This is a genomic window from Avibacterium sp. 21-586 (assembly GCF_026226775.1).
Classification (GTDB): Bacteria; Pseudomonadota; Gammaproteobacteria; order Enterobacterales; family Pasteurellaceae; genus Avibacterium.
Genome location: NZ_JAKKOD010000002.1, coordinates 222810 through 234595 on the forward strand (window position 1 = coordinate 222810; position 11786 = coordinate 234595).

Below are 11786 nucleotides of genomic sequence, written 5' to 3' on the forward strand. Positions count from 1 at the left end.
GAAAAATATCAATTTTTTGGAGAAGACAATGAACGAAAAATTACTTTATGCCGTGATTGGCGCAGTGGCTGTGTTGCATAACGGTAAACGTTATGAAGTCGGCGAAACCCTTGAACTGACGCCAGAAGAAGCACAAAACATCGCCTTATATGTTGAGCCAACAGAAAGTGCGAAAGAAAAACTAGCTGAACAACAACGCAAAGCGGAAGAAGCATTACAACGTGCCGAGGAAAAAGAGGCTAAACGTAAAGCTGAAGAAGATGCTAAACGTAAAGCAGAAGAGGCCCAGCGTAAGAAGGAAGAGAAACAACGCAAGTCCAATACAGAAAAAAATACCGATAACGCAAACACCTAGGAGTAGTGATGTACATTCAACCCCTCGACCTTTTAGAGCTGGTGAGTGAGCGGATCTTAATTGAGCTTTCCAATGACAGTAGCCGTGCAACAGAAATCAACACTGCGGTGTTAGAAAAGGCCTGCTTGCACGCCTGTGAAATGGTCGATGGGCATTTGCGTTCACGCTACCGCTTGCCACTGGAACAGGTGCCAACCTTGGTGCGCAATCTTTGTCTTCAGCTGGCGCGCTATTGGCTTTATTCCCGTCGTCCCGATGGCAAGTTTCCCGACCTAGTGAAAGAAGGTTACACACAAGCCTTGAAAGAGCTAGAGCGCATTCAATCGGGTAAGCTGCATTTAGGGCTAACCGAACTTGGGGCAGATGGGGATGACAATGTGCCGTCAGTGCCGCGTTTTGTGGCGCGTGCGCCCGAAAAAGTGGATTTGTCGGGGTATTAATATGTCTGCCACCTTGCCAATTTTAACGAGCGTCCAAGAACGCCTACTCGAACAGCTTGACCGTTTTACGGTCGAGCTCTTCCCTGACGATTTGAAAAATTATTACGTCAGGGATGAATACGGCACGATTTTAGTGCAATACGCAGGCTCGAAGTTTGAGCCACAAGGTAGCACTGACCTTGTCCATCAAAGGCGTTATGTGCATATCGCCTTAACCGTGATTGCACGTAGCCAGCACGATGATAGTGGCGCGCTTGATGTGCTAGATAAGGTGCGCCTTGCGATTGTGGGCTTTCGTCCAACAAATTGCGAGCCTTGCACGCTGATTAGCGAAGAGTTTGCAGGCGAAGATGAAGGGCTTTGGCAGTATCAGCTCATCGTACAAACCAGCACATGGCAAGTCGAGCGACGCGAACCACAAGATTTAACCAAATTTACCACCGCACTATTACGATATGCGGGAAAACCTTAGAGGAGAAAGAAAATGGCTTTTCACCACGGAACTGAAACCAAACGCGAAACAGGTGGCTCTGTCCCTGTACAAACGGTTGATGGGGCAATTATTGGCATTGTGGGTACTGCGCTAATGGGGGCAGTCAACGAATTAACGCTTTGTCAAACTAAAAAAGACTTTGCGCAATTTGGCACAATCACAGGCAAAGGGTTTACCCTACCTGATGCTTTTGATATTTTGAGTCGCTATGCTAGCGGGCAGGTGTATGTCGTTAACGTACTTGACCCTACAAAGCATAAAACCGAAATCCAAGATGAGGTACTCACTGCCGACCCAAATACCTTAATTGCTAATACAGAAAAACCTGCGCTATTGACGCTAACGGTCAAAGCAGATGGCACGCCATTAACCCTTGGTGATGATTACACCGTAGATATGCAAACAGGCGAAATCCGCTTAAAAGCAAGCCAGTCTACTTTAACTGCCACTTATAGCTATGCTGACCCAACCAAAGTCACAGAGGCAGAGATTAAAGGCGGTGTGGAAAGTGCCACAGGCGCACGTAAAGGCTTTGAGTTATTGCGTGATGGCTTTAATAAATTTGGGGCAGATGCCAAGATATTGATTTGTCCTGAGTTTGACAAAACCGCTACTTGTGCCGCTGCATTACAGGTATTAGCAGAACAACTTAAAGCGGTGGCGTATGTACAATTACCACAAGGCACCACCCTATCCAAAGCCCTTGAAGGGCGGGGTCCACTTGGCAATATCAACGCTAAAGCGAGCTCTGAACGTGTACGCCATTTTTACCCTTATGCCACAGGAATGAGCGGTGGGCTAGAAAGCCTTGCCACGCACGCAGCGGGCCTACGAATGAAAGTGGACGTGGAGCACGGCTATTGGTTTAGTACATCTAACCGTGAATTGTTGGGCGTAATTGGTATGGAAGTACCATTAACGGCCCGCATTGATGATTTGCAAAGTGAAACTAATCGCTTAAATGCCGTGGGCATTACCACGATTTTTAATAGTTTTGGTACAGGGTTTAGGTTATGGGGTAACCGCTCAAGCTGTTTTCCAACCGTTACCCATATTATCAACTTTGAGACCGCCTTGCGCACAGGGGATTTAATTGACGAAAGCATTCGCCGCGCGGAGTTGCAATATATCGATCGCCCGATTGATGATGCGTTGATTGACAGCCTACTGGAAACCATCCGCACCTATTTAGGTACGCAAAAAAGCCTCGTGGGCTTTGAAGTGGGGCTAGATTATGACTACGACTTGGCTGATGCCTTTAGTCGAGGGCAAATCCCACTCACCTACGATTACACACCAAAACTGCCTGCTGAACGCATTAGCAACCGCTCGGTAATGACGCGTAAATATTTGGTGAATTTGGTTGGTCAAAAATAATTAAGGAGCAAAAATGAGTACAGCAATTAATCAAATCGTCAATGCCAATGTGTATTTCAACGGTAACTCTTTGCTGGGTAAAGCCAAAGAAATTAAGGTGGCAGACATTGAGTTTGAGCAAATTGAGCATAAAGGGCTTGGTTTAGTGGCAACCATTAAACTGCCAGCGGGTTTAAATGCCCTTGAGGGTGAGGTAACATGGGATAGTTTTTATCCCGAAGTGCGTGCGCAAAACACGAACCCATTTAAGCATCAGCAATTAATGATCCGCTCTAATTTGCAGGTATTTAATGCAATGGGATTGAAAGAAGAAGCTCCGCTAGTAACGGTGATGAATGTGCAGTTTAACAAAACCGCAGGCGGTAGCTTTAAGCCTAAAGAGGCGGTGGAACTGCAAGACAGTTTCCAAATCTACTCAATTAAGCAGACGTTAAATGGCAAAGAGCTGCTCTATGTAGATACCTTTGCCAACATCTACCGTGTAAATGGGCAAGATGTATTGCAAAAATACCGCACCAATATCGGGCAATAAAAATCTTTAAACCACTTTAAAACCAATTTAAAGCCCCTTTAAGTAAACTCCTTGGCGAAGTTAAACAAAACCAACCAAGGAGTTTTTTATGTCTAAACAAGTTGAACAACCAACTAACCGAATCAAATTATCTCACCCTATTAACTTAGGTTCAGGCGACTTATTGGAAGAAGTTACGTTGCGCCGTATTACCGCAGGCGATCACCGCAAAGCAGCAGCACGTTGCAAAAATGACCCTGTTGCTACGGAATACGCTGTGATGGCAATGGTTGCAGGATTGCAACAAGAAGATTTTGATGCGTTAGATTGGGAGGATGTGCAACTCATTCGCGGCTTTCTGTTCGATTCAGCAGGTTGATATTGATGAGCTTTATACGCTCTATGCGGATTTGGCTTGGTGGTATGGCTGGACGCAAGCAGATATTGATGCTCTCACAATGGATGAGCTTGATTGCTGGCTAACACAGGTTAATCGACAAATTAAAGCGGGCTATATGCGAGTATAGCCCCAGTTAATTAAAAACCCAATAAGCAGGGCTGGAATAGGCATTATTACTGCGACAGCGACTGAGTAAAGCAGAGCGATAAATATCCAAAAGAAGACGTAGAAAATCGCAATAAAACCGATTTCAGCAACCCCTGTGGCAGCTGCAAATTGTGTAGCAGGGAAAATATCTATCGCAGCCCAAGCCCCAGCCACAATAAATGAGCAAACCATAATGGCTTTCGCAATCGCCAATGTTCTCTCTGAGTGTATCTCTTGCTTCATGTTCCCTCCTAGTCTTATTAGCTAACTTTACCGTGAGAAAGAAAAAATGGCAACAAATGAATTAATGATCGGATTAGTTATTGGAGCAACTCTAAAAGGTGTTGGCGCGGCATTTACAACAGTAACTAAGCTATCCTCTCGCCTATCTAGCCAAATTGAAAAGGCTACAGCACAGCAAGACCGTTTCGGGCGTGAATTACAACGAATGAACTATCCTGCCAAAAGCCTTGATGTTATAGCAAAACGCTATAAGCAGTTAGATAGTGCAATTAAGCGAGCTGAAAAAAGTCAGCAACGCCTCAATGGTGCAATGGCATTTTCTGAACGATGGAGTAATGCCAAAAAACGTATGCAAGGTCAAATTTTAGAAACCTCTGCTCACGCCTATGCGGTAGGGCGCCCATTAATGACATCAATTCGGACTTATATGGATCAGGAAGACGCCGCTAATGACCTAAAAATTACGATGATGAAAGCCGATGGTTCGTTCGGCAAATTCAAGGAAATTGGAAAAATTGCCGATGATTTAGGACGTGATTTACCTGGAACAAAAAAGGATTTCTATAACCTTGCTCGCGCCTTAAAAATGCAAGGAGTAAGCGATGATATCCTTATAGGTGGAGGATTGCAAACAGCAGCAAAACTTAATGTGCTGTTAGGCATGGATCAATTTGAGGGTGGTGAGTTTCTGGCAAAATTGATGGAAGGACATGGGCTTTCGGAGGCTGAGTTGAAAGCCTCGGCAGATAATCTACAACGTGCAATGTTTGCGGGTGGGATGAATAAAGAACAAATGTATGGAGCTATGACTTACTATGCTTCTAATGTGCGTTCTATGAAGCTCACTGGAGAGGAAAATGCCAAGAAAATTTTTGCTATCCAAGGGTTGGCTGCACAGCAAGGGTTAGAAGGTACCTCTTTCGGGACGAACTTTTCCACAATGCTTGACCGTATGAATAAAGGTCCTAAATTGATTGCTGAAGCTAAAAAAGGTATGAAAGCCGAAGCGCGCGATATTTTGGAAGGTTCAGGTGTTGAATTTAATTTCTGGGACAAAAAGGGCAATTTTAAAGGTATTGATGGCATGATGACCGAGCTAGAAAAGCTTGACATTATCCGTCAAAAATACGGTGATGAGGGTGCTGGTCTTGTAGCCGATGCGCTTTTTGGCACAGAAGGCAAACGTGTTGCGCTTTTGCTTGCGCAAAAAGGTAAGCAGGGATTGGAAGAGTTTTTGCAAAAAATGCGTGAGCAAGCCAGCCTTGAAGAACGCATTGCACAAAAAACGCGTACCCTTAGTGCCGCAATGGAAGCCTTAGGCGGTGTGTGGGAAAGTGCTGTAGGAACGATAGGTTCAGCGTTTGCGGATGACTTAAAAGAGATGGCTAAAGCAGGTCAACATTTCATTGAAGATACATTAACACCTTGGATTAGCGAAAATAAAGGGTTAATTAGAACCCTAGTAGGTTTTGTCGGTGGGTTAATTGCGATGAAACTTGGCTTTTTAGGTGTTGGTTATGGGCTTAATTTGCTTTTTGGTCCTTTTATCAGGCTTTATGTTACCGCAACAAAAGTAAACGGGGTATTTAATGCGATACGTTTAGCACGCCTAACAGGAGATTTCTCTAAACTGAGCTTGAAATTACGCCTATTAAATCGTGCGTTTAGCTTTGTTGGCGGAGGTGGCTGGCGACTGGCTAAAGGCTTATCTGGTGGCATATTCGGGGCGACAAAACGCGTCGCGTCAGCGTTTATCTCTGCGAATAAGTGGGGATTTAAACTTGGTATGACGTTAGCAGGTAAGCTATTTGGTGGCTTACAACTTGTGGGTAAAGGCATTTTATTTATTGGGCGTGCCTTAGGTTTAAATCCTATTGGTATAGCAATTATGGCTATCGCGGGTGCGGCATTCTTAATTTATAAATACTGGGAGCCTATTAAAACCTTCTTTTCAGATATATGGGAAAAAGTGAAAGGCTTTTTTAATTCAGGGATCGGCAACATTACAGCCACGATCCTTGATTGGTCACCGATAGGTCTATTTTATAAAGCCTTTGCTGCAGTGCTAAGTTGGTTTGGTATCGATTTACCGAGTAGCTTTACCGAGTTTGGTAAGGGAATGATTAATAAACTCGGTGAAGGTATAAGTAAGGCCTTTGAGGGGGTTAAAAGTTTTATTGGTAGTACAGTAGATTGGATAAAAGGTAAGCTCGGATTTGCGACTGAGGCTGAACAAACCATATCCGCTAAGCAGGCGAATATTGCCCAATCTGCGATAGGCTCAAGTGAAATGGCAATTCAAGGGGCACAACTTGTCCTTAAAAATACTAAAAAGCGAGGTTTTTCTTCGGGTGGCTATACAGGTGATGGTGGTAAACACGAAGTTGCAGGTGTAGTCCATAAAGGTGAATATGTTTTAAACAAAGAAACCACCTCACGTCTTGGCGTGGCTAATATCCAACGCTTGAGCCAGCTTGCGATGACCGCGGGACAATCTGCTTTTGCGACAGTAAAACCACTAGAACCAGCAATGGAAAAGGCTTCACAGCCTAAAAGTACGATTGCAACAACTACCACAGCAATCGCCTCCCAACAAGTGAAAAAGCAACCAAGCTTAGCATCAAAAGCTAAAACAGGTACAAATAGGAAATCGCACAGAGCAGGCGTACAGCAAGCTCTCTCTCAACGTGCAAAACAAAAGGCTCAGGCAGAGCAGACGCAAAATAAATCACCTATTGTCGTGCATTTTAGCCCTGTGATTAATGTCAATGGTAATCAAGCGAAAACGGATATTTTGGCAGATATTACTCAAGCAATGCAACGTGGTAGCCGTGAACTTGAGCGTGTCGTTGAACGTATTTTTGACCAGATGATAGACCAACGCCAGCGTAGAGCCTATTAGGAGGAAAGATGTATTGTTTACTAGGTGATATCGCATTTGAACCCATTGACTTAACTGAGTTTTCTGAAACTCAACAAGCCAGTTTTGCGGAACACGCAGTAATGCGCGGTAAGCCACGGCTACAAGCCACAGGTGATGGGCTGACCACTTTGCAATTCGCTGCAAGGCTACATCATCAAATCGGTGGCGTGGAAAGCCGTTGGCGTGCATTAAGTGCGGCAAAATCGGCACAACGGGCACTTGCCCTTGTGTGGGGGCGTAATGGGGTAAAAGGCAATTATGTGATCACCGATTTAAGCTCTACTACCCTGTTTACCGATGAGCAAGGTAATGTATTGTGCCGCGAGATTGCCATTAGTCTTACTGAATATGTGGGGGAATTAGATGAGGGGTTATTGGGTGCGGCATTACAGCTAGGCGACAGTAGCATTTTAGGTTCAATTTTACCGCAAAATCTTACTAATACGCTGAGTGCGGTAAAAAATACCGTTAATCGTGGTGTCCAACTGTATCAAGCAGGTAAGCGTGCGGTTGATGAGATGAAAAATACCGTGGCCATAATGCGGCAACTTAAAAGCGATCCGCAGTCTGCCCTTGCTTATTTGCCCCACGCCTTATCAGGCTTAGATCAGTCTTTGGGCGCATTTGGCGATCTTATGGGAATGCGAACCGCTTTTGATGCAGTGCGTCCTTATTTGGGCGTAGTTGGTGAGTTTGTTGAGGCTGGACAAGCGATTTATGATGCTCTTGCCCTTAGCAAAACACATTTTGAGCAATCCAATGCAACAGGCTGGGAAAATTGGTTTGTTCCTGCCGATAATGCGTTTGCTGACGCCGTTGAACATATTGATAACCTTGCTACCACGACAGCGGAAATGACTGCGTGGGTGGTGTTGCGTAATGATGAGGAGCGCGATGATGCAAACCGTGATTAAGCATACAGCTAAACTGGGTGAGCGTTGGGATAGCTTGGCTTACTATTATTATGGTGATCCCTTGGCATATAGTCGCATTATTGATGCCAACCAACACTTAAGTTTTTATGAAGTATTACCCATGGGGGTAACGGTGTATATCCCTGTTTTACGGGTGCAACCTACTCAAAATGAGGCAATGCCGCCTTGGCTAAGGGGGAATAATGGCTAATGTGGCCCAGTATGATTTTTCGTTGTTTTATGAGAAAACTAATATTTCTGCAGAAATTGAACCGCACTTAATTGAACTGAGTTATACCGATTATCTCGAAGGGCAAAGCGATGAATTAAGCGTTACGTTTGAAGATATTCAGGGTAAATGGATACGTCAGTGGTTCCCCACACAAGGAGATAAATTGATTGCAGCCATTGGCTATAAAGGCTCACCTTTAGTGGATATAGGCGGTTTTGAAATCGACGAAGTGGAATATGAGGCACATCCCTCAACCATTACCTTGCGGGCATTAAGCAGTGGGATTAGTAAAAACTATCGCACCTTAAAACCCAAAGCCTATGAAAACACTACCCTTGCGCAAATCGTGGCACAGGTGGCGGAGCGGTTAAAACTTAAGGTGGTGGGGCAAATTAAGCCAATCCCCATCAAGCGCGTAACCCAATACCAAGAGCGCGATGTGGAGTTTTTGTCACGCCTAGCACGCGAATATCATCACAACTTTAAGATTGTGGGAAACCAGCTGGTGTTTACCCATAAAGATGAGCTAGGTCAAACTGCACCAGTCGCGGTGCTTGATGAGCGAGATGTAATAAGCCTGCGATTGCGTGATCGCATTAAAGACACCGCTAAAGCGGTGGAAATTACGGGCTATGACGCCAATGGCAAAAAGGTGATCAAGCAACGCAAAAATGCCAAGAAACGGCGCAAAAATATCAAGCAATCTGCCGAAGCCAGTGGGGACACCTTACGCATTGTTACCCGAGGCGAAAGCCAAGAGCAAATTGATGCCAGGGCTGATGCAGCACTGGCGGAACAAAATGATGACCAGCAAGCGGGTAATATCACGCTTTGGGGCAATCCGAAACTGGTCGCTGGCAATACGATTTTGTTGCGTAATTTAGGCGTGTTTAGTGGCAAGTATCTGATTAAAAGCGCAAGGCATAGTTTAAGCCGTTTTAGCGGCTATCAAACAGAAATTGAGGTACGAATGCTTGAATTTATCCCAGATGATTTGATCACCTTAGGTATGGAGGTAGCCCATGCAAACCCATAATTTTACCGCCACCTATCAAGAAGGTATTGTATCTGCGGTTGATGTGAATGCCCATAAAGTGCGGTGTAAAATACCTGCCCTTGATGACCTAGAAACAGCGTGGTTGCATTATCTTGTGCCTAATGCTGGGGGAAATCAATTTTATTGCTTGCCTGATATAGGAGAGCTTGTGGCATTGTTATTAGATGCTCGCGGTGAAGGTGGCTGCGTGCTAGGTGCAATCTATAACCAACAAGACCCTGTGCCGGTAGCGAATGGCGAAATGTTTATGCTCAAATTTAAAAATGGCACAACCATTTCGCACAATAGGGCGACAGGCGATGTGGTGATTGATGCAGTGGGAACGGTGTTAGTCAAATCCCCAAGCCTTATCACCCTTGATAGCCCTGAGACCAAAACCACAGGCAATTTGCTTGTGGAAGGCGCATTGACCTATATGCAAGGTATGACAGGTAATGGGGGCGATGGTGGGGCTACAGCGGTAATCAACGGTACGCTTAAAGCCCAAGGTGGTGATATTACTGCGGATAATATTAGCCTTAAAAACCACGTGCATACTGAGCAAGGTGATGGTAACGACACCAGCTCAGCCAAATAAAATCTTTAAAGGACTTTAAAATCAATTTCCCTTTCAGCCCTGTATTCTCAGGGCTATGAATACACAACTCACGACGCATTGGCAACTTGCCCCAGAATTAGATAACAACGTACCTCAACAAGGACTTGATGATATCCATCTGTGCATTGCCAATATACTCAACACAATCAAAGGCACAGATATTTTGCGCCCGCAATTTGGTAGTGATCATTTTAACTATTTAGATCAACCTGAAGATATTGCTATCCCAAATATCGTGCGTGAAATTAGCTACGCCTTAAATAAATGGGAACCACGCATTGAGGTTGAGCGCATTGAGATAACAGGCACTGCACCACAGTTTGAATGCCTGATTTACTGGCATTTGAAAACCGCAGTGTACCGAGAAATTTATCAAGCGGTGGTCAAGTTATGAGCTGGTTAAAAGATGACGTAAAAATTGTCCACGAAGACGTAAAACAAATTTTAAGTGATGCCATTGCCGATTACGAGCAACGCACGGGCAAAACCTTACAACCTGCCCATATTGAGCGCTCTATTATCCAAACCTATGCCTACCGTGAATTGCTGGTGCGTAAAGGTATCAATGAAGCCTTTTTACAAACTTTTCCACAATTTGCGGTGGGGCTGGCATTGGATTTATGTGGTGAGCCATTTGGCTGTTACCGTTTGCGTGATAAAGCGGCGCGCTGTGTGTTGCGATTTAGCGTAGAGGGTGAGCATAGCAGTATTTTAGTTCCAAAAGGGACTGAAGTGATGGTCACCCCTGAATTGAGCTTTATTACGCTAACTGATGATGTTATTACGCCACTGATTAGCTATGTTGAGATTGAAGCTCAAGCTAATCAGGTGGGCGTTATTGGTAATGGATGGGAAATTGGGCGTGTAAAGCAATTAAAACACCCATTAAATACCGATAAAACTATTACGGTTAGCAATATTGATGTCACCAGTGGCGGTATCGCAGAAGAAGATGATGAGGCTTACCGTGAGCGTATTTTGCAAGCCCCTGAAGCCTTTAATACCTGTGGCTCTATTGCTGCTTATCAATACCATACGCGCGCCGTATCGCAAGAGATTGTGGACGTGCAAGTGATTAATGGGGGCGGTGGCAAGGTAAATATTTACCCACTTGCTGTTACAGGCGTGCCTGATAGACGCTTAAAACAAGCCATTCAGGCTTATTTAAGCCCAGAGCATCGCCGTCCGCTGTGTGATGTGGTGAGCGTTAAAGACCCAATCATCCGCACTTATCAAATTGTTGCGGAACTTACGCTACTTGAGGGCTATCGTGAAGATATTGTTAAAACCAAAGCACGCGATGCCTTGTTGGATTATTTGGCAAGCCGCACTAAAAAACTCGGGATGGACGTCGTCCCCTCTGCATTAATGCAAGTGTTGCGCGTTGAAGGGGTCTATGATGTGGCAATCCAGCAACCCGCAAAAATGGTGCTAAACGCCACCGAATGGGCTAACTGCACCCAAGTTACAATAAATGTCAATGGAGTGCGACAAGATGGCTAAATTACAATACCCAAGCATTATTGATAGTTCCGAAAAATACACCGCACTTGCCGATCTTGGCAATAAGCTAGATTTAAGTGCAAAGCGTCAGATTATGACTAGTCTCGTGGAATTGCTTGATGATAAATGGATTGAGTTGCTAGCCGAGAAATGGAGTGTTACAGGTTATGACGGGCTTTTTGTGGCTGAAAATAATGCCTCTAAACGTCAACTGGTGCGCAATGCGGTAAAACTGCATCGTTATAAAGGCACACCTTGGGCAATTCGTGACGTGCTGCGTCAGTTAGGTTTTGGCGAAATTGAAATTGATGAGGGGCTAAAAGCGCGTAATTACGAGTCTCATCAAGGTGTGGCAGCCATACCCCAAGCCGAACGTTGGGCAGCTTATGCCATCCGCCTAAATCAACCTATCACCAACGAGCAATCCGCTGAAATTCGTAAGGTATTACTTAGCTTTGCCCCAGCACGTTGTGTGCTAGCAGTGCTGGACTATAAAGCAGCACCGATACGCTATAACAACAAAGCCACCTATAACGGCGCATATAACCACGGCTCGGCATAGTTTAAACATCATTTAAAACGTATTTAAGGAC

Annotated in this window: 16 protein-coding genes; 15 read left to right on the forward strand and 1 reads right to left on the reverse strand. The window is 44.8% G+C overall.

Annotated features, from left to right (window positions below):
- The first annotated feature begins 28 nt into the window (after window positions 1-28).
- The 7 genes from L5B71_RS08695 to L5B71_RS08725 all read left to right on the forward strand — a co-directional run bounded on the left by L5B71_RS08695 (window position 29) and on the right by L5B71_RS08725 (window position 3703).
- Window positions 29-355 carry a DUF7210 family protein gene (locus L5B71_RS08695; RefSeq protein WP_265757998.1) on the forward strand — a complete coding sequence of 109 codons (327 nt, stop codon included), beginning with the start codon at window positions 29-31 and terminating at the stop codon, window positions 353-355.
- 8 nt (window positions 356-363) lie between these two features.
- Entirely contained in the window at window positions 364-795 is a 432-nt protein-coding gene (locus L5B71_RS08700) for a gp436 family protein (RefSeq protein WP_130238545.1), read from the forward strand.
- A complete protein-coding gene (locus L5B71_RS08705; protein WP_442780745.1) occupies window positions 731-1267 on the forward strand; it encodes a Gp37 family protein in 537 nt (178 codons plus the stop codon). The genes L5B71_RS08700 and L5B71_RS08705 overlap by 65 nt, the downstream gene beginning before the upstream one ends.
- Before the next feature lie 12 nt (window positions 1268-1279).
- A complete protein-coding gene (locus L5B71_RS08710; protein ID WP_265757999.1) occupies window positions 1280-2665 on the forward strand; it encodes a phage tail sheath family protein in 1386 nt (461 codons plus the stop codon).
- A gap of 13 nt (window positions 2666-2678) precedes the next feature.
- A complete protein-coding gene (locus L5B71_RS08715) occupies window positions 2679-3197 on the forward strand; it encodes a phage major tail tube protein (protein WP_265758000.1) in 519 nt (172 codons plus the stop codon).
- A gap of 88 nt (window positions 3198-3285) precedes the next feature.
- Window positions 3286-3555, forward strand: a complete 270-nt coding sequence (locus L5B71_RS08720) for a phage tail assembly protein (protein ID WP_265758001.1) — start codon at window positions 3286-3288, stop codon at window positions 3553-3555.
- The gene (locus L5B71_RS08725; RefSeq protein WP_265758003.1) at window positions 3512-3703 is read left to right on the forward strand and encodes a GpE family phage tail protein; all 192 of its coding nucleotides are present in this window, start codon (window positions 3512-3514) and stop codon (window positions 3701-3703) included. The genes L5B71_RS08720 and L5B71_RS08725 overlap by 44 nt, the downstream gene beginning before the upstream one ends.
- On the opposite strand, the gene L5B71_RS08730 is transcribed toward L5B71_RS08725, so the two are convergent.
- Window positions 3688-3966, reverse strand: a complete 279-nt coding sequence (locus tag L5B71_RS08730) for a hypothetical protein (RefSeq protein WP_265758004.1) — start codon at window positions 3964-3966, stop codon at window positions 3688-3690. The genes L5B71_RS08725 and L5B71_RS08730 overlap by 16 nt on opposite strands.
- Before the next feature lie 46 nt (window positions 3967-4012).
- Between L5B71_RS08730 and L5B71_RS08735 the strand changes: the two genes are divergently transcribed.
- Genes L5B71_RS08735 through L5B71_RS08770 form a run of 8 tightly spaced genes read left to right on the forward strand, consistent with a single transcriptional unit; the run spans window position 4013 to window position 11755 of the window.
- A complete protein-coding gene (locus L5B71_RS08735; RefSeq protein ID WP_265758005.1) occupies window positions 4013-6868 on the forward strand; it encodes a phage tail tape measure protein in 2856 nt (951 codons plus the stop codon).
- Between the two features lie 8 nt (window positions 6869-6876).
- The gene (locus L5B71_RS08740; protein WP_265758006.1) at window positions 6877-7803 is read left to right on the forward strand and encodes a phage tail protein; all 927 of its coding nucleotides are present in this window, start codon (window positions 6877-6879) and stop codon (window positions 7801-7803) included.
- A complete protein-coding gene (locus L5B71_RS08745; RefSeq protein ID WP_265758007.1) occupies window positions 7784-8014 on the forward strand; it encodes a tail protein X in 231 nt (76 codons plus the stop codon). The genes L5B71_RS08740 and L5B71_RS08745 overlap by 20 nt, the downstream gene beginning before the upstream one ends.
- Window positions 8007-9071, forward strand: a complete 1065-nt coding sequence (locus tag L5B71_RS08750; protein ID WP_265758008.1) for a phage late control D family protein — start codon at window positions 8007-8009, stop codon at window positions 9069-9071. Before L5B71_RS08745 ends, L5B71_RS08750 begins: the two co-directional genes overlap by 8 nt.
- Window positions 9058-9669: a phage baseplate assembly protein V gene (locus L5B71_RS08755; RefSeq protein WP_265758009.1), complete on the forward strand. Its 612-nt coding sequence runs from the start codon at window positions 9058-9060 to the stop codon at window positions 9667-9669. The genes L5B71_RS08750 and L5B71_RS08755 overlap by 14 nt, the downstream gene beginning before the upstream one ends.
- Window positions 9670-9724: 55 nt before the next feature.
- On the forward strand, window positions 9725-10084 hold the full coding sequence (locus L5B71_RS08760; protein ID WP_265758010.1) for a GPW/gp25 family protein: 360 nt from the start codon (window positions 9725-9727) through the stop codon (window positions 10082-10084).
- A complete protein-coding gene (locus L5B71_RS08765) occupies window positions 10081-11193 on the forward strand; it encodes a baseplate assembly protein (protein ID WP_265758011.1) in 1113 nt (370 codons plus the stop codon). The genes L5B71_RS08760 and L5B71_RS08765 overlap by 4 nt, the downstream gene beginning before the upstream one ends.
- A complete protein-coding gene (locus tag L5B71_RS08770) occupies window positions 11186-11755 on the forward strand; it encodes a phage tail protein (RefSeq protein WP_265758012.1) in 570 nt (189 codons plus the stop codon). Before L5B71_RS08765 ends, L5B71_RS08770 begins: the two co-directional genes overlap by 8 nt.
- The last annotated feature ends 31 nt before the right edge of the window (window positions 11756-11786 follow it).

Bases quoted from the DNA above. Each gene is read 5' to 3' on its own strand.
- L5B71_RS08695 (WP_265757998.1), top strand. From the start codon at position 29: ATGAACGAAAAATTACTTTATGCCGTGATTGGCGCAGTGGCTGTGTTG.
- L5B71_RS08715 (WP_265758000.1), top strand. From the start codon at position 2,679: ATGAGTACAGCAATTAATCAAATCGTCAATGCCAATGTGTATTTCAAC.
- L5B71_RS08725 (WP_265758003.1), top strand. From the start codon at position 3,512: ATGTGCAACTCATTCGCGGCTTTCTGTTCGATTCAGCAGGTTGATATT.
- L5B71_RS08700 (WP_130238545.1), top strand. From the start codon at position 364: ATGTACATTCAACCCCTCGACCTTTTAGAGCTGGTGAGTGAGCGGATC.
- L5B71_RS08745 (WP_265758007.1), top strand. From the start codon at position 7,784: ATGATGCAAACCGTGATTAAGCATACAGCTAAACTGGGTGAGCGTTGG.
- L5B71_RS08765 (WP_265758011.1), top strand. From the start codon at position 10,081: ATGAGCTGGTTAAAAGATGACGTAAAAATTGTCCACGAAGACGTAAAA.
- L5B71_RS08760 (WP_265758010.1), top strand. From the start codon at position 9,725: ATGAATACACAACTCACGACGCATTGGCAACTTGCCCCAGAATTAGAT.
- L5B71_RS08710 (WP_265757999.1), top strand. From the start codon at position 1,280: ATGGCTTTTCACCACGGAACTGAAACCAAACGCGAAACAGGTGGCTCT.
- L5B71_RS08735 (WP_265758005.1), top strand. From the start codon at position 4,013: ATGGCAACAAATGAATTAATGATCGGATTAGTTATTGGAGCAACTCTA.
- L5B71_RS08755 (WP_265758009.1), top strand. From the start codon at position 9,058: ATGCAAACCCATAATTTTACCGCCACCTATCAAGAAGGTATTGTATCT.
- L5B71_RS08750 (WP_265758008.1), top strand. From the start codon at position 8,007: ATGGCTAATGTGGCCCAGTATGATTTTTCGTTGTTTTATGAGAAAACT.
- L5B71_RS08740 (WP_265758006.1), top strand. From the start codon at position 6,877: ATGTATTGTTTACTAGGTGATATCGCATTTGAACCCATTGACTTAACT.
- L5B71_RS08720 (WP_265758001.1), top strand. From the start codon at position 3,286: ATGTCTAAACAAGTTGAACAACCAACTAACCGAATCAAATTATCTCAC.
- L5B71_RS08705 (WP_442780745.1), top strand. From the start codon at position 731: ATGTGCCGTCAGTGCCGCGTTTTGTGGCGCGTGCGCCCGAAAAAGTGG.
- L5B71_RS08730 (WP_265758004.1), bottom strand. From the start codon at position 3,966: ATGAAGCAAGAGATACACTCAGAGAGAACATTGGCGATTGCGAAAGCC.
- L5B71_RS08770 (WP_265758012.1), top strand. From the start codon at position 11,186: ATGGCTAAATTACAATACCCAAGCATTATTGATAGTTCCGAAAAATAC.